We start from the raw sequence: 20215 nt of genomic DNA, 5'->3' as shown, positions 1-20215 counted from the left end.
ACAATAAACGAAAAGGAGTGAATCGAGCATGAAACAGTTACGTTCCCGTGGGAAACGGATTCGCCCCACGGATAAGGACTTGGTTTTTCATACCGCCATTGCCGCCCTGCTTCCAGTCTTTCTGCTGATTGTCATGCTGTTTCATGGCAGATCAATCATGCAGACAGACTGGCAGGATGTTTCCCTGTCGCAGATTGGGGAATCCATCCACATTCCCTACCTGCTTATCAGCATAGGAGCGGCAGGGCTTTTCTGTCTGGCGGCGGCTTTGGTATTCCGGCACTACCGCCGTGACTATGTAAAACAGCTTTACCACCGCCAAAAGCTGGCGAGGATGGTTCTGGAAAACAAGTGGTACGAAGCGGAACAGGTGCAGTCAGACGGTTTCTTCAAAGACCTGTCTTCCAGCCGTTCTAAAGAAAAAATCAGCTATTTCCCTAAAATCTACTACCAGCTAAAAAGTGGGCTGATTCATATTCGGGTGGAAATCACGCTGGGAAAGTATCAAGACCAGCTTTTGCACTTGGAAAAGAAGCTGGAGAGCGGCTTGTATTGCGAGCTGACCGACAAGGAATTAAAGGATTCCTACGTGGAATATACCCTGCTTTACGACACTATCGCAAACCGCATTTCCATTGAGGATGTGCAGGCAAAGGGCGGCAGGCTGCGGCTGATGAAGAATATCTGGTGGGAATATGACAAGCTGCCCCATATGCTGATTGCCGGAGGAACGGGCGGTGGTAAGACGTATTTCATTCTGACGCTTATAGAAGCCCTGCTCCGCACAAATGCCGTCCTCTACGTCTTAGACCCGAAGAACGCCGACCTTGCCGACTTGGAAGCCGTAATGCCGAATGTTTACTATAAAAAGGATGATATGACCGCCTGCCTTGACCGTTTCTATGAGGAAATGATGAAACGCAGCGAGGATATGAAGCAGATGGAGGGCTACAAGACAGGGGAAAATTACGCCTACTTGGGATTGCCAGCGAACTTCCTTATCTTTGACGAATACGTGGCGTTCATGGAAATGCTGGGAACAAAAGAGAACGCCGCTGTCCTTAACAAATTGAAGCAGATTGTTATGCTGGGGCGGCAGGCCGGATTCTTTCTGATTCTTGCCTGCCAGCGTCCAGACGCAAAATATCTGGGCGACGGAATACGTGACCAGTTCAATTTCCGTGTGGCTCTTGGTCGTATGTCTGAAATGGGCTATGGGATGATGTTCGGGGAAACAGACAAGGATTTTTTCTTGAAGCAGATAAAAGGGCGTGGCTATGTGGACGTGGGAACGAGCGTCATATCGGAATTTTACACGCCCCTTGTGCCAAAAGGACACGACTTCCTAAAGGAAATCAAACTACTCGCAAACAGCAGGCAGGACACACAAGCGGCGTGCAGAGCGGAAGCCGCAGGGGTGGACTGACCTGCTGGCTGGTGTGCCGCAAGGCACGCCAGCACCTAACCCCCCGTATCTAACAGGGGGGTACAAATCGACTGGAAACAGTCTGAAAATATAGCGGAATCCTGCTGGTTACATGGGATTCTTTAAAATCCGGCGTGTGTCAGTGAAGTACCGAAAGTTGACATACGCCTTTTTTGATTGGAGGGATGTTCACTGAATCACGATACTTGGGTACAGGAATTAAAGGCAAAACGCTCCGACTATGGAATCTCGCAGAGCAGGCTTGCGGTTGCCGCTGGCATGACACGACAGTATCTAAGCGACATTGAAACGGGAAAGGTACTTCCATCCGCTGAACTGAAAGCGGCAATCATGGAAGCTCTGGAACGGTTCAATCCAGACGCTCCCCTTGAAATGCTCTTTGACTATGTGCGGATTCGTTTTCCTATTCTGGATGTGAAGCACGTTGTTGAGGATATTTTGAGGTTGAAGCTGTCCTATATGCTTCACGAAGACTACGGCTTTTATTCCTACGCCGAACACTACTGTCTGGGCGACATATTCGTGCTGGTATCGCCCGAAGAAGAAAAGGGCGTGCTGCTGGAATTAAAAGGGCGTGGCTGCCGCCAGTTTGAAAGTTATCTGCTGGCACAGGAACGGAGCTGGTACGAATTTTTCATGGACTGTCTGGTGGAGGGCGGTGTGATGAAACGGCTTGACCTTGCCATCAACGATAAGACAGGGATTTTAAACATCCCCCATCTGACAGAGAAATGCCGGAATGAAGAATGTATTTCCGTGTTCCGCAGCTTCAAGAGTTACCGCAGCGGCGAGCTGGTGCGGAGGGATGAAAAAGAGTGCATGGGAAATACACTATATATCGGCTCTTTACAGAGCGAGGTGTACTTCTGCATTTATGAAAAGGATTTTGAGCAGTACAAGAAAAATGACATTCCCATAGAGGAAGCCGAAGTCAAGAACCGCTTTGAAATACGGCTGAAAAATGAGCGTGCTTACTATGCCATCCGTGACCTGCTGGCATATGACAATCCAGAACGAACCGCTTTTAAGATTATCAACCGATATGTACGGTTCGTGGACAAGGACAATACAAAGCCCCGTTCTGAATGGCGGGTAAGTGAGGAATGGGCGTGGTTTATCGGGGAGAATCGGGAAAGCATGAAGCTGACAACGAAGCCCGAACCATATTCATTCCAGCGCACCTTGAACTGGCTTTCCCATCAAGTAGCCCCAACCTTGAAAGTGGCTATGAAGCTGGATGAAATCAACCATACGCAGGTCGTAAAGGACATTATCGCCAGTGCAAAGCTGACGGAACGGCATGAAAAGATTCTAAAGCAGCAAGCCGCCACTGCAAAGGAGGTGGTTATCTAACGGCTTTTTATTCCCTGTTGACATTCAAGCAAAGAAAGGAGCGATTTTATGAATTTCGGACAGAACTTATACAACTGGTTTTTATCAAACGCACAATCTCTGGTACTGCTGGCAATCGTCGTGATTGGGCTTTACCTCGGATTCAAACGTGAATTTAGCAAGCTGATTGGCTTTCTGATTATCTCACTGATTGCCGTGGGGCTGGTTTTTAATGCTTCTGGTGTGAAAGACATTCTGTTAGAGCTGTTCAACAAGATTATCGGAGCTTAATAAGTCATTGTTACAATGCAAGGGAGATGATATAATCTAGTATAAACTATAAATTTTAAGGGGCAGTAATATGAGTAAATTAATTTTAGAAATTTATACATCTATACTTTCTTCATTTTTGGGAATTGATTTGAGAGATATAAAGAAAACCTTAGATAGAAAAAGATTGAGGGATTCAAACAATCTTGAAATAAGTGAAAGTATAGATACTGTAAGTCAAAAGTTAGAAGATTCTAAAGAAATTATTGAAAATGCACTTCTTGAAATGGATAAGCAAAAAAAACTTTTTGAACAGATGAAGAAAGAAGCAGAAATTAGTAAGCAAGTAACCACCATGAATAAAGAACAAGTAACCGCATTAAATGAACTTTTAGAAAATACACTAAGCAGGCAGGATAAAAAAGCATTTCCTATAAACTTCTTATTTAATTTATTTTTTTGTATACTTAGTGCTGTTTTGGGTTTTTTGTTAGGAAAATATCTATAATTATTATTTGCTACTATTTAGTAAAGTTAAGCAGTTAAATCATTATGAATTAACTGCTTTTTTTGTACTCAAGTTATAGAAAGGATGTGACGCACTATCGAAGAAATGAGAATCTACATTGCCAACTTAGGCAAATACAACGAGGGCGAATTGGTCGGGGCATGGTTCACACCGCCCATTGATTTTGACGAAGTGAAAGAGCGTATCGGCTTAAATGACGAATACGAAGAATACGCCATCCATGACTATGAACTACCCTTTGAAATCGACGAGTACACGCCCATTGAGGAAGTAAACCGCTTATGTGAAATGGTGGAGGACTTGCCGGAGGATATACAGGCAGAGCTTCACGAACTGCAATCCTATTTCGGCGGTATCGAAGAATTATGCGAGCATGAAGACGACATTATCCATTATCCAGATTGTGAGGATTTGGCGGATGTGGCACGCTATTTCATTGAAGAAACAGGGGTTTTGGGCGAAGTACCGGCAAGCCTGCAAAACTACATTGACTATGAAGCCTACGGGCGTGATTTGGAAATCGAAGGAAGTTTTGTTGTCACGAACCACGGCATATTTGAAATCACTTGTTAAGAATCTGGCAGATCACAACCCGACAGGGCTGTTCTGGCAGATTCTTTATTTTTCGGGGCGGCTTCCATGCTGCCCCACACTATTTTAGAAACACCACAAGGGTATACCTTGATGTCCAGAAAAACAGGACAACTAAAAATGAAAGGACTGATTAAATGAAGAAAATCCGAAGCTACACAAGTATCTGGTCGGTGGAAAAGGTGCTGTATTCCATCAATGATTTTAAGCTGCCATTCCCCATCACGTTTACGCAAATGACGTGGTTCGTGGTATCGCTGTTTGCGGTCATGCTGCTTGGGAATGTGCCGCCGCTGTCCATGATAGACGGGGCTTTCCTCAAATACTTTGGGATTCCCCTTGCGCTCACATGGTTCATGTGCCAGAAAACCTTTGACGGGAAGAAGCCTTACGGCTTTCTGAAATCCGTTATTGCCTATCTGGTGCGACCGAAACTGACCTATGCAGGAAAGACCGTGAAGCTGGGGAAAGACCATCCGGCAGAATCCATCACGGCAGTTAGGAGTGAAATCTATGGCATATCCGATTAAGTATATCGAAAACAATCTGGTATGGAACAACGACGGGGAATGTTTCGCCTACTATGAACTGCTTCCCTACAATTATTCGTTCCTTAGTCCAGAACAAAAATATCAAGTCCACGATTCCTTTCGACAGTTAATCGCACAGAACCGTGACGGGAGAATCCACGCCTTGCAGATTAGCACAGAATCCAGCATAAGGGCGGCGCAGGAACGCTCTAAAAAGGAAGTGTCCGGCAGGCTGAAAGAAATCGCCTATGAGAAAATCGACGCACAGACCGAAGCCCTTATTTCCATGATTGGGGAAAATCAAGAGGACTACCGCTTTTTTATCGGCTTCAAGCTGATTCTGAATGAGCAGGAAGTCACGATTAAAAGCGTGGGGAAAGAAGCGGCAAACGCCTTTTCTGACTTCATCCATGATGTGAACCATAAGCTCATGGGAGATTTTGTTTCTATGAGCAATGATGAAATCTGGCGTTTCTCTAAGATGGAAAAACTTCTGGAAAATAAAATCTCACGCCGTTTTAAAATCCGCCGTCTGGACAAGGACGACTTTGGCTATCTCATAGAACACCTATACGGGCAGACAGGAACGGCATATGAGGACTACGAATACTATCTGCCGAAGAAAAAACTGGATAAGGAAACGCTGATAAAATATTACGACCTTATCAAGCCGACACGCTGTCTGATTGAAGAAAAACAGCGGTATTTGAAAATCGAGCAGGAGGATTCCACGGCATACGTCGCTTACTTTACCATCAATTCCATTGTTGGCGAACTGGACTTCCCATCTTCTGAAATCTTCTACTATCAGCAACAGCAATTCACCTTTCCCATTGATACCAGTATGAATGTGGAAATCGTGGCGAACCGGAAAGCCCTGTCAACTGTCCGTAATAAGAAGAAAGAGCTGAAAGACTTGGATAACCACGCATGGCAGAGCGACAACGAAACCAGCTCCAACGTGGCGGAAGCACTGGACAGTGTGAATGAGCTGGAAACCACCTTAGACCAGAGCAAGGAATCCATGTATAAACTGTCTTACGTGGTGCGTGTCACAGCCCCCGACCTTGACGAGCTGAAACGCCGCTGTAATGAAGTCAAGGACTTCTACGACGATTTAAGCGTCAAGCTGGTACGCCCGTTTGGGGATATGCTGGGCTTACATGGGGAATTTTTACCTGCCAGCAAGCGGTATATGAATGATTACATCCAGTATGTGACAAGCGACTTCCTCGCAGGGCTGGGCTTTGGTGCTACACAAATGCTGGGAGAGAATGAGGGAATCTATGTGGGGTACAGCCTTGACACAGGCAGAAATGTATATCTGAAACCTGCCCTCGCCAGTCAAGGGGTAAAAGGCTCTGTGACAAACGCCCTCGCCGCTGCCTTTGTTGGCTCGCTGGGCGGCGGAAAATCATTCTCCAACAACATGATTGTCTACTACTCTGTGCTGTTTGGCGCACAGGCGGTCATTGTAGACCCAAAGGCGGAACGGGGGAACTGGAAAGAAATGCTGCCGGAGATTGCCGGCGAGATTAACATTGTCAATCTGACCTCGGACGAGAAAAACAGGGGGCTGCTTGACCCCTACGTGATTATGGAGAATCCGAAAGATTCGGAATCGCTGGCAATCGACATTCTAACATTTCTGACTGGTATTTCCTCCCGTGACGGAGATAAATTCCCTGTCCTTCGGAAAGCCATACGTGCCGTGACCAACAGTGAGGAACGGGGCTTGATGAAAGTCATTGAGGAACTTCGGGTGGAGGGTATGCCCGTCAGCGTGAGCATAGCCGACCATATCGAATCTTTTACAGATTACGATTTCGCACACCTGCTTTTCTCACATGGGGATGTGGAGCAGTCCATCAGCCTTGAAAAGCAGTTGAACATCATACAGGTGGCGGATTTGGTGCTGCCGGATAAGGAAACCAGCTTTGAGGAATACACCACAATGGAGCTTTTGTCCGTGGCTATGCTTATCGTTATCAGCACGTTTGCCCTTGACTTCATCCACACAGACCGCAGCATTTTTAAGATTGTAGACCTTGACGAAGCGTGGAGCTTCTTGCAGGTGGCACAGGGAAAAACCCTGTCCATGAAGTTAGTGAGGGCTGGGCGTGCCATGAACGCAGGTGTGTATTTCGTGACACAGAATACAGACGATTTGCTGGATGAAAAGCTGAAAAACAACCTCGGCTTGAAATTTGCGTTCCGTTCCACCGACATAAACGAGATAAGGAAGACCCTTGCTTTCTTCGGCGTGGACGCAGAGGACGAGAACAACCAGAAGCGTTTGCGTGACCTTGAAAATGGACAGTGCCTTATCAGTGACCTATACGGGCGTGTGGGCGTGATACAGTTCCATCCCATATTTGAAGACCTGCTGCACGCCTTTGATACCAGACCACCCGTCAGAAAAGAGGTGGAGGAATGACAATAGAAAAACTGTTACACCGGAATCCGGCGGCAGGCGGCAAGCTGGAACGGAAAAGAAAATGGAATATGCAGCGGCTTGGAAAAGTGGCAGTTACGGTACTTCTGGTATTCGTGATTGCCATTTTTCTATTAGCAACGCTGGGAACGGTCGCCCATGCCGCAGGACTGGTGGATGATACCGTCAATACCGCCAACGAATACAGCAAGTACCCACTGGATAATTACCAGCTTGATTTTTATGTGGACACGGGCTGGGATTGGCTGCCGTGGAACTGGCTGGACGGTATCGGGAAACAGGTCATGTACGGGCTGTACGCCATCACGAATTTTATCTGGATAATCAGCCTGTATCTTTCCAATGCCACGGGCTATCTGATACAGGAAGCCTATTCACTGGACTTCATATCGGCAACGGCGGATTCCATCGGAAAGAATATGCAGACCCTTGCAGGTGTTACCTCAAACGGGCTGTCCTCGGAGGGGTTTTATATCGGCTTCCTGCTGATTTTGATTCTTGCCGTGGGAATCTACGTTGCCTACACAGGGCTTATCAAGCGTGAAACTACAAAGGCAATCCACGCCGTTGTAAATTTTGTGGTGGTGTTCCTGCTGTCAGCGTCCTTTATCGCCTACGCTCCCGACTATATCGGGAAAATCAATGACTTTTCCGCAGACATCAGCAATGCCAGCCTTTCACTCGGCACAAAGATTGTGCTGCCAAACTCGGAAAGCCAGGGCAAAGACAGTGTAGACCTTATCCGTGACAGCCTTTTTTCCATACAAGTAAAACAGCCGTGGCTTCTGCTCCAATATGGCAACTCGGATATGGAGAGTGTTGGTGCGGATCGGGTGGAGAGTTTACTATCCACCAGCCCCGACACCAACAACGGCGAAGACAGGGGAGAAATCGTCGTGGAGGAAATCGAGGACAGGGAGAACACGAACCTTACTGTAACGAAGACCATCAACCGCTTGGGAATGGTGTTCTTCCTCTTTATCTTCAATATCGGTATTTCCGTGTTCGTGTTCCTATTGACAGGCATTATGATTTTCTCGCAGGTGCTATTCATCATTTACGCCATGTTCCTGCCAGTGAGCTTTATTTTGAGCATGGTTCCCACCTTTGAGGGAATGTCAAAACGTGCCATCACAAAGCTGTTCAATACGATTTTGACTAGGGCAGGAATCACGCTGATTATCACAACAGCGTTCAGTATTTCCACCATGCTCTATACGCTGTCAGCAGGCTATCCGTTCTTCCTTATTGCGTTCCTGCAGATTGTGACCTTTGCCGGAATCTACTTCAAGCTGGGGGATTTAATGAGTATGTTCTCCTTGCAGAGCGGCGATTCCCAAAGCATGGGAAGCCGTATTATGCGAAGACCCCGTATGCTCATGCACGCCCACATGCACCGCTTACAGCATAAGCTGGGGCGTTCCGTGGCGGCTCTTGGGGCTGGCGCAGCCGTTTCTAAGGCTTCTAAACAATCGGGAACGGCTTCCGGTTCGGGAGCTTCCAGAACCACACAGGCAGACCATACCCGACCGGATGGACAGACTGGCACAGAGGAAAAGGCTTCTTTTGGCAAACGGGCTGGACAGGCGGCAGGTGCGGTCATGGACACCAAAGGCAAGATTGTTGATACTGCCGCAGGGCTGAAAGAACAGGCAAAGGATTTGCCCGTCAATGCAAAATACGCCCTTTACCACGGGAAAACGCAGGTATCGGAGGGTGTGCGTGACTTTACATCCAGCATGACGCAGACCAGAACCGCTAGAGCGGAGGGGCGCAGGGATAAAGAGGAACAGCGCAGGAAGACCATTGCGGAGCGTCGGGCGGAAATGGAGCAGGTGGCGCAGAAAAAAGAATCTGCCACAGAACCAAAGAAATCCGCTGCCCCTGTCCATGAACGACCTGCCATCACTACACCCCAAACAGAATCACGTGAGCCTGTGGAGCGCAGCCAGACACAGACGGCCAGAGCTACGGCACAGGCTGGAAGTGCTGGCAAGCCTACGGAAAGACCTGTGGTATCATCCGGAAAAGAAAAGGCGGATATGCCAGCCATCACGGAACGGCAAGTTGCTTCCGGCAGTTCTTCCCATTCAGACAGACCGCAGCCAAAGGTGGCTGCCCCTGCCATAGCAGAGCAAGAGCCGAAGCGACAGTCCATCAAGGAACGTAGCTCCACCGTTAAGCGTGAAACCACCAGAAAGGAGAAGTCAAGAACCGCTGCCGAATTTAAGAAAGGGGAGAAAAAATGAAGCTGAAAGCTCTCATAATTGCTAGCTCTGGGATGTTCGTGCTGATTTTCTCCCTGCTCCTGTTTGTAGTCGTCCTATTCTCGGATGAAGAAGACGGGGGCGGCTCTCATATCCAGTATGGCGGCGTGAATGTGTCAGCGGAGGTGTTGGCACACAAGCCTATGCTGGAAAAGTATGCAAGGGAATACGGGATTGAGGAATACATCAACGTGCTTCTTGCGATTATACAGGTGGAATCCGGCGGAACGCTGGAAGATGTTATGCAATCCTCGGAATCGCTGGGATTGCCGCCTAACTCACTAAGCACAGAGGAATCCATCAAGCAGGGCTGCAAGTATTTCTCGGAATTGCTGGCTTCTGCCGAAGCAAAGGGCTGTGACCTAAACACCGTCATTCAGTCCTATAACTACGGCGGCGGATTCCTTGACTACGTGTCAAGCCGTGGAAAGAAATACACCTTTGAACTGGCGGAGAGTTTCGCAAGGGATAAATCCGGCGGAACAAAAGTGACTTACACAAACCCTATAGCCGTGGAGAAAAACGGCGGATGGCGGTACAACTACGGAAATATGTTCTACGTGCTGGTGGTGTCGCAATATCTGACGGTAGCGCAGTTTGACGACGAAACGGTACAAGCTATCATGGATGAAGCCCTAAAATATGAGGGCTGGCGGTACGTGTTCGGCGGAGCTTCCCCCACTACCTCCTTTGACTGTTCCGGTCTTGTCCAGTGGTGCTTTGGCAAGGCTGGAATCTCCATGCCACGGACGGCGCAGGAACAGTACAACGTGACGCAGCATATCCCCTTGTCCGAAGCAAAGGCTGGGGATTTGGTCTTTTTCCACTCTACCTATAACGCTGGTACTTACATTACGCACGTCGGGATATATCAAGGGAATAACCATATGTTCCATGCTGGCGACCCTATCGGCTATGCTGATTTGACCAGCTCCTACTGGCAACAGCATTTAGCAAGCGCAGGGAGAATCTCAAAATAGAAAGGATGAAAACCATGATTCAAATAAGAAAAAAAGAAAATCAGAAACCGGAAAAAGAAAAGAAGCCCCGTGTCTATAAGGCGAATACCCACAAGCGGATTGTAATTGCCCTGTGGGTGCTGCTGGCGGTCAGCTTTGTATTTGCGGTCTATAAAAATTTCACAGCGATTGACGTTCATACTATCCATGAAACAAAGGTCATTGAGGAAAAAATCGTTGATACCCATAAGATAGAGAACTTTGTGACAAACTTTGCAAAGGTCTACTATTCATGGGAACAGACGGCGGCTTCCATTGACAGCAGGGAGAACGCCATTAAGAATTATCTGACGGGAGAATTGCAGGCACTTAATACCGATACCATCCGCAAGGATATTCCCGTATCCTCGGCGGTCAATGGGGTGCAGATATGGTCTGTCACGCAGGCGGATGAAAACCAGTTCTCCGTGATCTTCACTGTGGAACAGTTAATCACGGAGAACGGAAGCACAAAGACAGTGCGTTCCGCTTATGAAGTCACGGTTTATGTGGATGGCTCTGGAAACATGGTTCTCATTAAGAACCCTACCATTACCAGCATACCCGTAAAATCCGGCTACACACCGAAAGCAAAGGAAAGCGACGGAACAGTGGACGCTGTGACAACGGATGAAATCAACGAATTTCTGACGACATTCTTTAAACTCTACCCAACCGCAACCGCTAAGGAACTGTCTTATTATGTGAATGAGGGAGTATTAAAGCCGATTGGGAAAGATTATGTGTTCTCGGAACTGGTAAATCCCATCTACAACCGCAGCGATAGTCAAGTGACGGTTTCTGTGGCTGTGAAGTACCTCGACCAGCAGACAAAGGCAACGCAGGTGTCGCAGTTTGAGTTGACGCTTTATAAAGATGGAAATTGGAAGATTATTAAATAATTTAACAAGGTGTAGCTTTTATAATGGCTACACCTTGTATTTTTCATAAAAAAACTTTTATAACTTCCATTAAATATTTGAAGACATAAAACCAATTTTTAATTTTTCAATTAATAATGCTGATGGAATATTCATATCACTTTCTATCCATTTTAATAGCATACTAAACATACCGCCTATACTATAAGCCAGCATGTATGGAAGCAACTCTGAATATTCCTCTTTAACTTCTTTGGTACGAACATATTCAAAAACATTAAATGAATATTTATAAGACCCCTCAAAAAGACGTGTCAATAAATTATTTTGCTTTAGAAGTAATAAAAGAGATTTGTGTCCTTCACAAAAATCAAAATAGTGCTGTACAACATCCCAGTAGTGCTGTATTTGCTTTGATTTAATCTGTTGGAAACATTCATTGTATAAGTGCTTAAAATAGAAGTTTAACAGTTCATCTTTATTCTTAAATAAGCGATAAAAAGTTTTTCTTGAAAGTCCTGCTTCTTGAGATATTTGTGTAATAGTAATCTCTTCAAAATTGTATTGCTCCATAATAGCAAATAGTGAGTTTACCAATTTTATTTTTGATTGTTCTGCAATTTTTCCATTATTCTTATTCATAGTACGTTTTATTCCTTTCAGTTACAATTCAGTCATAAGGTAACAAATAGTATGAATGTGTGGCATATTACCGTTCTTTGTTGACATTTATATGTCTTATCATATAATAAAATCAACAGGGTTACAACTGTAACACATTAGAAAGGAGAATTTTATGGAAAATATCATATATTATTTTAGTGGAACAGGGAACAGTTTAAGAGTTGCTAAAAGAATAGCTGAAATTATAGGCGGTGCTGAAATCATTTCTGTTCGTTGTAATCCCGAAAATGTTTCCGCAGAAAATGCAAAAATGATAGGTTTTGTCTGTCCTGTTTATGAATGGGATATGCCAACAACAATGCAAAAATTTGTAAAAAACCTTAAAATCAACTCAAATGCTTATATCTTTATGGTAGCTACTTATATTGCTATACATGGTAAATCCTTTGAAACAATGGACACATTATTACTTGAAAAAGGTTCACATCTTAAATATGGTTGTGCTTTACGTTGTGTTGCTAGTCAATGTACCGCTTATCCTCCTTTTCCACCAGGGAAAATTATGATACCACTCATGGAAAAAAAGATAGCAAAAGTTGGTAGAGAAATATTGAAAAGAAAAATAAAAGCATATCCTCATATGTCATTTCTTACAAGGAAATTATATCCAAAACTTATGATACCTTATCTAAATGTTGAAAAAGAGTACGATAAAGGCTTCTATACAAATGATAGATGTATAAATTGCAAAACTTGTGCAGAAGTATGTCCTACAAAAAATATCACCTATAACAATAAACGTCCAGTTTGGAATCATAGTTGTCATGGTTGTATGGCATGTGTAGTGTTTTGTCCAACAAAAGCTATTCAATTTAAAACTCCTAAAGCTTATAAAGAATTAAATACAGTTATCTCTAAAAATCTTTGCTTGCCAGAAAAGCGAAAGAGATATCATAATCCTTTTATCAAAGCAAGCGATATGAAAAAAAATAGGCAATATATAAAAGGAAATTAAAACGCCAGAAGAATTTATTTACAAAATCATAAAAAACAAAACTTTATTTTATGATGACTAATTATGAGGCAGGTGGTTTTATTGGCTGATAATCAACTATGGGTATTATGCCCTATATGTAACAGTAAAACACGAACAAAAATTCGCGAAGATACAGAGCTGATAAATTTTCCATTATTTTGTCCTAAATGTAAACATGAAAGTTTAATCAATATAAAAAATGGAAATATAAAGTTAATTAAAGAGCCAGACGCTAAGACGCAGAGCCGATAATTTAGAGGGTTTATACCTCATAGATTATCGGTTCATTTTTATTGCTTGCTTCATACGCTGTATGATCTGCAAGCAATAAAAATGGAGGAACTAATTTTCCTCCACTTCCTTAGATTTAATGATACCGTCAGCAACACTTTCCATGATAACCATTTCTTTGTCATTGAATGTATCAAGTTGCTTTTCCAGCCGCCTACGGTTGGAGTTCTTCACTTGACCGCTGGCAGGTAAGAAAAATTCATCAACAGACACATTGAGTAAAGATACAAGGTCATAAAGTACCTGTAAACTTGGGTGCTGTCCTTTATTTTCAATGTTTGTTAAATAGCGTGGGTCAATCTCAATCATTGCTCCCACCTGTTCACGGGTTAAACCTTGTTTTTTACGGGCTTCTTTTATCGCAAGCCCAAACGCCTTAAAATCGTACTTATCTTCTTTTTTACGCATAATAAACCACCTCTATACATTTTACTGTTCCTGTTACATGATTGACAGGTATAGAAAAACGTATTATAAGGTTGTACAGTTCCTATTATGCGATTATTGTAAAAAAACATACTGCCAGACGGCAAATAAAAAAAACCGTTCTCTGGCAGCATGGTTTTCGTTGCGTCAAAATCAGATTATAGCTAGACGACGGTTTGAATAAAGCCGCCGTCTTTTTGTTAGTCTAACAGAATCCACGGAGGATGGTGTTCAAGTCGGCTAGAAAGCTCGGCGGCTCATAAGGAGGTAGCCGCCATGCACTACATAATCATTCGACATAATTCTACAAGTGGTATGCCATTAAAAAAAGCCATTCTCCTACATTAGATAAAAATGCCTACCTATATGGTTTTTCACAATACATAGCAGGAACTAACAAAGCACAGAAGCAGATTGTAAAGTCTGTTTGTGTGCTTTTTTGGTTGCCGGAAAAAATTTTCATAGTTTTTTTGCCAGCAATGCAACTGGCAGCCCTTTCGTGTCGGGACTTAGTGCGAAAGGGGGCAAAAGAGTTCAATCCACTCCCTTTCATGGCAAGAAAGGGGGTGAGAAATTATGAAGCCATCTTCTTTTCAGACAACCATTGAAAATCAGTTTGATTATATCTGTAAGCGTGCAATGGAAGACGAGCGCAAGGACTATATGAAAGCTCTGTCCAGACAGTCCAAACGGGAAACACTGTTTTCCGATATGGGCGATTATCTCGTCAGCCAGTTTGCAACCGTGGACAGCTATCCATCTGATTTTCATATGTTCACGCTGAACGGTTCAACCGTTGGCGTGGAAAGTGATTTGTTAAGCGAAGCGTTACGGAATCTGACAGGCAAGAAACGCGAAATTATCCTGCTGTATTATTTTATGGATATGAACGACACAGAAATTGCAGAACTGTTAAATCTGAACCGTTCCACAGTTTACCGTCACAGAACCAGCGGACTTGCTTTTATTAAGGAATTTATGGAGGAAAACGAAGAATGAAGACTACATACCCCATGATTCCCTTTCCTGTTATTGTGGCAGCAACGGACGGCGATACAGAAGCCATCAATGAAATTGTAAAACATTACAGCGGCTTTATCGCAAAACGCTCCCTCCGCCCCATGAAAGACGAATACGGGAATCAACACATGGTCGTGGATGAAACCTTACGGCGCAGGATGGAAACCAGACTGATTGCTAAGATTTTATCCTTTGAAATAGGAGAAAAATAAAACATTTTCCCTTTCGTGGAAGCGTGATGATATGCTCCACGCTTCCCGAACAGGGGTGTTTGCCACTCTATCAAAGCATACCGCCGCCGGTATGTTTTGACAGGCTGACAAGCCGTTGTTCCTTGAAAACAGAATAAAGCAATCGAATACGTTTCGATAGGGAAAGAGCCGACGGGCTGACACGCCATGACCCCGAAAGGAGGGATAAAAAGCGAGCGATTCATGCCAGCGTTCCGTATGCAGCTTTTGGCAGAGCTGCCGCCATGACTTCCCTATTGTGATAATGATACTCCCGTACAGCCACAGTCCGAGCGTGAAAAAACCGTCGCAGGCAAAGGGTACGGCTGCATGAGAACCATGCAGGGGTGGGATTCCCGTGAGCTTTGCCAGAGCTGTTCGATTTGCTTATAGCTAAAAAATGAAGCTGCACCACATTGGAACAGCTTCATAAGATGTAATAGGACATACAGACATTTTCATAAGATGAAGTGTCTAGTATTCATTGAAGGGAGGGCGTGAATGAAAAAGAATTGTGTTCAGAATGTTATTATCCATATTCCTGACAATATGGATTTTCACGCCCTTTCCGATAAAATCAATGAGTTTCATTTAGAGGTGGTGGAACGCAGGCTAAACAGTTCTACCCTAACTACCGAAGATAAGGTAGCCGTCATAGATAAAATACTGGATAACCTAAAATCACGTGAGCTTGATGGAATCATCAAATAAGTGTTTATGAAGCCGCCATACATGATAAGGTGGCTTTGTTTGTTTCTGTTCCCAGCTACGGAGGGTAAAATGCTTCACGCCCATAAGCTGTGCAAGCTCCTGTTGAGTGATATGGTTTTTCTTGCGATAGGCTTTTATTCTTGAAGCCCAATCGCCAAAGTCATACAATGGTACGGTTAATTCGGCTGTTTCTTCATTGTCAGCGCCGAGGAACATTTTTGTTTCCCTTTGTATGGTGGTGGAAATCTCCCGTTGCACGGCACAAGGCTGTTGGTCAGAATGGCGATCAGACGTTCTCTCGGGGAGTCTATAATCCGACATCCGGTGACTCCCGCAGCGTTGCACCCGAATCCCATGCAGAGTGTTAATGCCTGTTTCCCGCAGGCGCAGCATTTTTTAAACGGTTTATCCAGATTATATGCAATCCTCGGCAGATACCCCACATCCTCAAGCAGGGTAAATAATGGGAAAAATATTGCCATCGGCGGCAGCATGACTGAAACGACCCACGCCAGCACTCTGTATACGCCCAGCACAAGCATCCCATGCAGCCAGGCCGGCGCCCCCATATAACGGAAAAACTCTGTCAGCCGGTCCTGCACCCAGAACAGTGCTTTTGACAACATCTGTGACGGATAGTTTGCCCCGGTTATGGTAAGCCACAGGATCACCATCAGAAGAACCGCCATAATCGGATATCCAAGCCATTTTCCAGTCAGTATATGATCGATCTTTCTGTCCTTTAAGTCAGACCGTTCTTTTTCATTTGCTACAGCTGCCCGGCTGATTTCTTCGGCCGTGGCCATTACGGAAGAGACGATCTCTTCCTCCAGCCGTTTCTGGTCCAGACCAGCCTGTGCCAGAAGCTTCTCTGCACGAGGCAGCGCCTCTCTGACAGGCAGTTCCTGACAGATGTCCTTCTGAAGGTATGTACGCACCCCTTCATCCAGAGCACTATCATAATCCAGAAGTTTTAGTGCAAGCCATCTGGGTCCCGGGCCTTTCAGTTTCCTCTGCCCTATCCTGCATTTCTCATATTGAAGCGCAGTCTCTTCCAGCACCGCCTCTGCCGCAGGTTCCAGTATGGCAATTGCCTGCTCAACCGCATCCGGATAGCATATCCGGTATCTCCCGTCAGAATCATACATCCTGCGTCCGCCGTCTGCGCAGCAGACAGCTACAGCCTTCACGGTAATCCTTTCACTGTCCATCATATCGTCCAGTGTATCTAAAAGTTCATCAATTCCCTTCCCGTCACGGGCGACCATGCCGATGACGGGAACCCCCAGTTCCTTTGAGAGGGCATCCAGATCAATATGAATCCCCTTTTTTGCTGCTTCATCCAGCAAGTTCACACATACGATGACACTGCCTGTAATCTCCATAGTCTGGAGTACGAGATTCAGATTCCTTTCCAGACACGTTGCATCGCACACTACGACAACCGCATCTGCGTCACCAAAACAGATAAAGTCCCGGGCGACTTCCTCCTCCGCAGAGTGTGCCATGAGAGAATAAGTGCCCGGTATATCCACCATTTTGTAAGAAAATTTTTCGGTACTGCAGTACCCCGTTGCGTTCACAACCGTTTTTCCCGGCCAGTTTCCTGTATGCTGGTGCAGGTTCGTCAGATTATTAAAAACCGTACTTTTCCCTACATTCGGGTTGCCCGCAATCGCAACAACACGTTCTCTGTCCATACTATACTCCTTCCGGCAGCTGAATCATAATATTCCCGCAGTCTTCTGAACGGATTGCGATCACCGCACCGCGGATCAAGAATGCACAGGGGTCCCCGCCGGGGCTTCTGCCCACACATTCCACTTTTGTCCCTTTCACCAGGCCGATATCCAGAAGCCGCCTGTGGATATTCCCGTCAGCCTTTAGTTCTCTGATGACTGCCTTCTGTCCCGGGTGTATATCATTTAAACAGAATTCCTTTTTCATAAGCGCCACCGCCTTAACATAGAATTTAGGAGAAGGAAACTTTCTTTCCTGATTCTATAATATTAAATGATTCTCATTGTGTTACTAATCTCTGAGAAATTCATAATTAAATATGGAATTACAAACGTAGATTTATGATGAATGGGAGAAATATTTTAATGGACAATAGAAATGATTTTTATACGCAAAAAGGATATGAACTTCACAGTACAGATGATTTAACTGCTTCTATGGAAGATTATCTGGAAATGATATGCCGGATGCTGAAATTAAACGATGTGGTAAGGATACAGTCCTTATCTGAAAATCTGCACGTCAAGCCCTCCTCGGCCTCTAAGATGGTAACCGCCTTAAAGGACAGAGGGTATATTTCCTTTCAGAAATATGGTTATCTGACTGCCACGGAGAAAGGACTTGATGCAGGAAATTATTTACTTTACCGTCACGATGTCCTGCATGAGTTTCTCTGTCTGCTAAATCATTCTGATAATGAACTGGAACAGGTTGAAAAAATTGAGCACTACATAGACCGCAGGACCGTGCATAATCTTCAGATGTTACTGGGAGAACTGAAATCTTCGACCTCTTTTTTCCAGTAAATCTGAAACTGTGTGTCATCAATGCGCTCCACAAACTGCCGCTTATAATTCAGGAAATCTTCCAGATCCATCAAGATATGATAGAGCACCGCACGGCTTTCAAATTCTTCCCGGGTCTTCGGAAGTTCCTCTTTTTTCATATCATTTGACAGCTGTTCCAGCCTTTTCAACTGATTTTCAGGGTCATTCATCTCAGTCACATGCCGGGACAGATAGTGGATATACTCCGCGATCACGGCTGCCTGTCTGGGCACCTGCTTAATCTTTTCCATTTCATAATGCAGATTATGAAGAGCTTCACACTGCTTTTCCCGCATCTCAAAGTAGCGGCCGTAATAACTCGTATGGGGCTGAAAAGTATTATTATAGTATACCCGGGCCTGCTGGATAAAATCATCCAGATCTTTTGTCAGCAGTTCCAGTTTTTCCCATACGGCATCCGCGCCTGTCCCCTCCTTCTGACCTTCCCGGTTCTCCGAATGCAGGAGGTACCAGGACAGTTCATTCAATATATTCTGGAAGGCACCTTCTGTATATCGCATATTTGCAATTATTTTATTTCTTTGTAAATTATTATTTTGAAACAAGTTTACGATGACAGCTATGGTAATCCCCAGCAGTATGATCAGAAACTCATTCATAATAAAAGAGAAACTGAAGTCACGTACAGCCAGAAAATGGGTCCCGATCACGGCATTTACGGACGCGGTCACTCTCCAGCCAATCCATTCACTTGCAAGAATCAGGAAAAATACGAACACTCCGAATGCGGCCCCCTCATTCTTAACCTGCGTAAATATTATCCAGCATAGGAGAACCGCCATGAAAAACGTGATAATACGCGCGGCCGAAAGCTTCAGTGTTTCCCATTTCGTCGTAAGAATTGTGAGCAATGTTACCATCCCGGCCGACGCGGCAAATTCCAGATTGAGCGCCGATGCCGCAAACATCGCCGCGCCGCTTCCCGCTGCAATCCTGACTGCCTGTACGATTGTATCCGCAGCCGGCATTTTGTCTCTTTTTTGTATTCTTTTCATCTTCGACTTTAAATTTTCCATATCCGTCATCCCTTCTTTCCATATCATGTCCTCTTTTCTTTCAGACTATCCTGACGTATCGCAGACTCCATTCAGGACACCCACCAGTGGTATTGAAAAACGCTGCAGACTGAGAGACTTTCTCCGTTCTGCAGCGTCTTTTTATTTTATATTCATTCCGATCATAGTAAAAAAGTCCAGCAGCGGTTTCCATAATCCGGGATGATGTTCCAAAAGGAATCTCCGTATCGTGGTTTCTGCAATTCCGTCATAGTACGTCAGCTCATGAATTCCGCGGGTGCTCTCCCCGATGACCGTCTTTCCTCCTGCCGCAACACCGACCGCAATCTGGCTTCCGTAAACCGCAACACCGCCTGCATAGACTCCGACTGCCGCGGTTCCAAATGCCAGTAATCCGAATGCCACGACCCCCAGAGCCGCAATTCCCACCGAAATAACACCAAGTGCAAGCGCTCCCAGTGCCAGACAGCCAAACGAAAATATGCCTGTGGATAAGATTCCTATGCTAATCACCCCTACAGAAACATTACCGATTGCGATTATCCCTTTCGCGACTGAGCCTTTCCCTAATCTGCGCGAAAGCCTTATAGAAACGAGCGGAATCCCGGCAATCTTCGTCTTGCTTGTAAACTCGTATCCTCTCATATAGCTTCGGATTTCATCCACTGTTTCCTCAAGTCTTGCAGCATCATAACCATTCTTCCTGTCTGAATCCCCGTCACCGGAATCATCTCTTTCTGTCTCATTCTCAATATAATCCTTTACCAGATAGTCCACACTTACATCAAATATCTCCGACAGGGTGATTATTTTCATCAACTCCGGCAATGCCAGTCCTGATTCCCATTTACTCACGGACTGTCTTGTGACTCCAAGCCGGTCCGCAAGCTGTTCCTGGGACATCCCCCGCTGCTTTCTCAATGTAATTAGTTTTTCATCAAATCTCATGTCCGCCTCCTGATCTCCTCTTTAA

At 45.0% G+C, this 20215-nt stretch carries 21 protein-coding genes and 2 pseudogenes; 17 read left to right on the top strand and 6 right to left on the bottom strand.

The window, feature by feature from the left end:
• Positions 1-28 precede the first annotated feature (28 nt).
• The 11 genes and pseudogenes from DWX43_RS23725 to DWX43_RS23680 all read left to right on the top strand — a co-directional run bounded on the left by DWX43_RS23725 (position 29) and on the right by DWX43_RS23680 (position 11321).
• On the top strand, positions 29-1426 hold the full coding sequence (locus DWX43_RS23725; RefSeq protein WP_118622304.1) for an FtsK/SpoIIIE domain-containing protein: 1398 nt from the start codon (positions 29-31) through the stop codon (positions 1424-1426).
• Between the two features lies 1 nt (position 1427).
• Positions 1428-1517, top strand: a pseudogene (locus DWX43_RS27485) (conjugal transfer protein); the annotation flags it as partial.
• Positions 1518-1603: 86 nt separating this feature from the next.
• Positions 1604-2800 (top strand): MobT family relaxase, encoded by a 1197-nt coding sequence (mobT, locus tag DWX43_RS23720; RefSeq protein WP_118622302.1) that lies wholly within the window; start codon positions 1604-1606, stop codon positions 2798-2800.
• Between the two features lie 48 nt (positions 2801-2848).
• Positions 2849-3070, top strand: a complete 222-nt coding sequence (locus DWX43_RS23715; protein WP_021636460.1) for a hypothetical protein — start codon at positions 2849-2851, stop codon at positions 3068-3070.
• A gap of 70 nt (positions 3071-3140) precedes the next feature.
• Positions 3141-3557 carry a hypothetical protein gene (locus DWX43_RS23710; protein ID WP_118622300.1) on the top strand — a complete coding sequence of 139 codons (417 nt, stop codon included), beginning with the start codon at positions 3141-3143 and terminating at the stop codon, positions 3555-3557.
• Positions 3558-3653: 96 nt separating this feature from the next.
• A complete protein-coding gene (locus tag DWX43_RS23705) occupies positions 3654-4151 on the top strand; it encodes an antirestriction protein ArdA (RefSeq protein ID WP_118622298.1) in 498 nt (165 codons plus the stop codon).
• Positions 4152-4306: 155 nt separating this feature from the next.
• Positions 4307-4699, top strand: a complete 393-nt coding sequence (locus DWX43_RS23700) for a conjugal transfer protein (RefSeq protein WP_054354528.1) — start codon at positions 4307-4309, stop codon at positions 4697-4699.
• Complete coding sequence (locus DWX43_RS23695) at positions 4683-7136, top strand: ATP-binding protein (protein ID WP_118622296.1); 2454 nt, start codon at positions 4683-4685, stop codon at positions 7134-7136. Before DWX43_RS23700 ends, DWX43_RS23695 begins: the two co-directional genes overlap by 17 nt.
• Before the next feature lie 68 nt (positions 7137-7204).
• Positions 7205-9403 (top strand): YtxH domain-containing protein, encoded by a 2199-nt coding sequence (locus DWX43_RS23690; protein WP_182440806.1) that lies wholly within the window; start codon positions 7205-7207, stop codon positions 9401-9403.
• Positions 9400-10401: a bifunctional lysozyme/C40 family peptidase gene (locus DWX43_RS23685; RefSeq protein ID WP_118622292.1), complete on the top strand. Its 1002-nt coding sequence runs from the start codon at positions 9400-9402 to the stop codon at positions 10399-10401. Before DWX43_RS23690 ends, DWX43_RS23685 begins: the two co-directional genes overlap by 4 nt.
• A gap of 14 nt (positions 10402-10415) precedes the next feature.
• Positions 10416-11321: a conjugal transfer protein gene (locus DWX43_RS23680; RefSeq protein WP_118622290.1), complete on the top strand. Its 906-nt coding sequence runs from the start codon at positions 10416-10418 to the stop codon at positions 11319-11321.
• Positions 11322-11390: 69 nt separating this feature from the next.
• Here the strand turns inward: DWX43_RS23680 and DWX43_RS23675 are convergent, their stop codons facing one another.
• Positions 11391-11942 carry a TetR/AcrR family transcriptional regulator gene (locus tag DWX43_RS23675; protein WP_118622288.1) on the bottom strand — a complete coding sequence of 184 codons (552 nt, stop codon included), beginning with the start codon at positions 11940-11942 and terminating at the stop codon, positions 11391-11393.
• A gap of 154 nt (positions 11943-12096) precedes the next feature.
• Here DWX43_RS23675 and DWX43_RS23670 point away from each other — a divergent pair, with 154 nt between their 5' ends.
• Positions 12097-12939 (top strand): EFR1 family ferrodoxin, encoded by an 843-nt coding sequence (locus tag DWX43_RS23670; RefSeq protein ID WP_118622286.1) that lies wholly within the window; start codon positions 12097-12099, stop codon positions 12937-12939.
• A gap of 63 nt (positions 12940-13002) precedes the next feature.
• Positions 13003-13212, top strand: coding sequence for a cysteine-rich KTR domain-containing protein (locus tag DWX43_RS23665; RefSeq protein WP_118622284.1), 210 nt, complete (start codon positions 13003-13005; stop codon positions 13210-13212).
• Positions 13213-13302: 90 nt separating this feature from the next.
• On the opposite strand, the gene DWX43_RS23660 is transcribed toward DWX43_RS23665, so the two are convergent.
• Positions 13303-13659 carry a helix-turn-helix domain-containing protein gene (locus DWX43_RS23660; RefSeq protein WP_118622282.1) on the bottom strand — a complete coding sequence of 119 codons (357 nt, stop codon included), beginning with the start codon at positions 13657-13659 and terminating at the stop codon, positions 13303-13305.
• Between the two features lie 594 nt (positions 13660-14253).
• Between DWX43_RS23660 and DWX43_RS23655 the strand changes: the two genes are divergently transcribed.
• The 3 genes from DWX43_RS23655 (at position 14254) to DWX43_RS23645 (ending at position 15638) form a co-directional block, all read left to right on the top strand.
• Positions 14254-14676 (top strand): sigma-70 family RNA polymerase sigma factor, encoded by a 423-nt coding sequence (locus DWX43_RS23655; RefSeq protein WP_118622280.1) that lies wholly within the window; start codon positions 14254-14256, stop codon positions 14674-14676.
• Positions 14673-14909 carry a helix-turn-helix domain-containing protein gene (locus DWX43_RS23650; RefSeq protein WP_118622278.1) on the top strand — a complete coding sequence of 79 codons (237 nt, stop codon included), beginning with the start codon at positions 14673-14675 and terminating at the stop codon, positions 14907-14909. The genes DWX43_RS23655 and DWX43_RS23650 overlap by 4 nt, the downstream gene beginning before the upstream one ends.
• Positions 14910-15428: 519 nt before the next feature.
• Positions 15429-15638: a hypothetical protein gene (locus DWX43_RS23645; RefSeq protein WP_118622276.1), complete on the top strand. Its 210-nt coding sequence runs from the start codon at positions 15429-15431 to the stop codon at positions 15636-15638.
• A gap of 239 nt (positions 15639-15877) precedes the next feature.
• Here DWX43_RS23645 and DWX43_RS23635 read toward each other — a convergent pair.
• Together DWX43_RS23635 and DWX43_RS23630 are read right to left on the bottom strand one after the other, a co-directional pair.
• Positions 15878-17338: pseudogene (locus DWX43_RS23635) on the bottom strand (ferrous iron transporter B); the annotation flags it as partial.
• Position 17339: 1 nt separating this feature from the next.
• On the bottom strand, positions 17340-17585 hold the full coding sequence (locus DWX43_RS23630) for a FeoA family protein (RefSeq protein WP_118622270.1): 246 nt from the start codon (positions 17583-17585) through the stop codon (positions 17340-17342).
• 158 nt (positions 17586-17743) lie between these two features.
• On the opposite strand from DWX43_RS23630, the gene DWX43_RS23625 reads away from it, so the two are divergent.
• The gene (locus DWX43_RS23625) at positions 17744-18184 is read left to right on the top strand and encodes an iron dependent repressor, metal binding and dimerization domain protein (RefSeq protein ID WP_109732882.1); all 441 of its coding nucleotides are present in this window, start codon (positions 17744-17746) and stop codon (positions 18182-18184) included.
• On the opposite strand, the gene DWX43_RS23620 is transcribed toward DWX43_RS23625, so the two are convergent.
• Both DWX43_RS23620 and DWX43_RS23615 read right to left on the bottom strand, forming a co-directional pair.
• On the bottom strand, positions 18136-19242 hold the full coding sequence (locus DWX43_RS23620) for an aromatic acid exporter family protein (RefSeq protein WP_242996194.1): 1107 nt from the start codon (positions 19240-19242) through the stop codon (positions 18136-18138). The genes DWX43_RS23625 and DWX43_RS23620 overlap by 49 nt on opposite strands.
• Positions 19243-19383: 141 nt before the next feature.
• Positions 19384-20190 carry a helix-turn-helix transcriptional regulator gene (locus tag DWX43_RS23615; RefSeq protein ID WP_109732881.1) on the bottom strand — a complete coding sequence of 269 codons (807 nt, stop codon included), beginning with the start codon at positions 20188-20190 and terminating at the stop codon, positions 19384-19386.
• Positions 20191-20215: the final 25 nt, after the last annotated feature.

The organism is Clostridium sp. AF19-22AC (assembly GCF_003479085.1).
Classification (GTDB): Bacteria; Bacillota; Clostridia; order Lachnospirales; family Lachnospiraceae; genus Faecalicatena_A; species Faecalicatena_A orotica.
Note: the sequence above shows the minus strand (reverse complement) of the source record. Positions and strands in the feature narration are given on the sequence as shown.